Annotated in this window: 1 protein-coding gene and 1 pseudogene; one reads left to right on the forward strand and one right to left on the reverse strand. The window is 72.0% G+C overall.

What is annotated here, in order from left to right; translation table 11 throughout:
* Window positions 1-67 precede the first annotated feature (67 nt).
* Window positions 68-979 carry an MCE family protein gene (locus ACWDNU_RS45860; RefSeq protein WP_449673452.1) on the forward strand — a complete coding sequence of 304 codons (912 nt, stop codon included), beginning with the start codon at window positions 68-70 and terminating at the stop codon, window positions 977-979.
* A 117-nt stretch (window positions 980-1096) separates the two neighbouring features.
* Here the strand turns inward: ACWDNU_RS45860 and ACWDNU_RS45865 are convergent.
* Window positions 1097-1376 (reverse strand): annotated as a pseudogene (locus ACWDNU_RS45865) (hypothetical protein); the annotation flags it as partial.

Raw genomic sequence — 1376 nt, forward strand, 5'->3', positions numbered from 1 at the left:
ACTGGAGAAATGCCCGATTGATACCCATGTGACCGGGTGCGCGGGGCCGTGAGGGACCCTGCGGACCGTGCTCGACGCCATCGATCCGATCCGGCTGGCCACCGTCCTCGGCACGCTGGCCGACGCGCTCGACCCCAGCTACCGCATGCCCGGCTCCACCATCGAGCGACTCGACACCTGGACCACCCAGGTCCGGGCGACACCGGGGATCGGTGACCTGCTCGGCGATCTCGGCGCCGCGGCGTCGGCGGTCAACGAGTCCGCGCCGCAGCTGGTCGACACCCTCGTCTCGTCGGTGACCGCGGCGCGCACCCTCACCGAGAAGCGCGCGAACCTGATCGCGCTGCTGACCGCCGCGCGCGGCGCGGTCGGTGTCACCAACACCCTCTTCGAGCGCAATCCGGACGCGGGCCCGGAACTGGTCGGCGGGCTGCACGAGACCTTCGGTGCGCTGGCCGCCGACTCCGGCGCCATCGGTACCGCGGTCGCCAATCTCGCCACCGCGCTGAGCAAGCTGGCGACCGTCTTCAACTGGGGACCCGACCGGCAGATGCGCTGGGTCGTCGACGTCAGCTTCACCCCGTTCACCCAGTACACCGCGGCGGACTGCCCCAGATACGGCAGTCTCGCCGGGCCGCGCTGTGGCGGAGCGACGGTGCCGTACACCGCGCCGGAACAGCACATTCCGACCCAGCTGCTGCCGGGCAGGCTGGAAGCGGCGGGCCCACCGCCCGTGATCCCTGGCCTCCCCGCGATTCCCGGCCTGCCCGCGATCCCCGGTCTGACACCGAGCGCGGTCGTCCCCGGCCCCGCCGCCCCGGCGTCGGCTACCGCACCGGCGTCGCTGCACGGCGTCGAGGCCATCGAGGCGCTCGTCGGGCGACCACCGAACGCCGCGCAACTGGTGCTGCTCACGCCGGTCCTGGCCGACGGGGCAGTCCAGGTCACCTACGCCGACGCACCGCCGATGGGGAACTGACATGATGAAAACCCGCACCGCCCTGCTGATCTTGACGCTGTTCGTCGGGCTGGCCCTGGTGGCCAGTTACACGATCTTCTCGACCTTGCAGCGCGGAGTCAGCGGCGACACCGTCCGCTACACCGCGACGTTCGGCGCTCGCGCACCCCCGATGACCAGCCGCACACCGCGATACAGCGGCCGCTCCCCCAGCCCCGCATCGCGCGCCTCGGCCCGCAACTGCTGCACCAGGACCTCCGACACAGCCACGGCGGCGGCGAGTTCGCTGGCGGCCAGCGCGTCGGCGAGCTTGCGCAGGCCGAGCAGGTGCAGTTCGCGGCCGCTGCCGGAGTCGGTGTACATCGCCAGCGGGTCCAACATCGCCCGCACAGTCGCGAATCCGCCGCCGGAATGCCCG

The organism is Amycolatopsis sp. NPDC003676 (genome assembly GCF_053587275.1).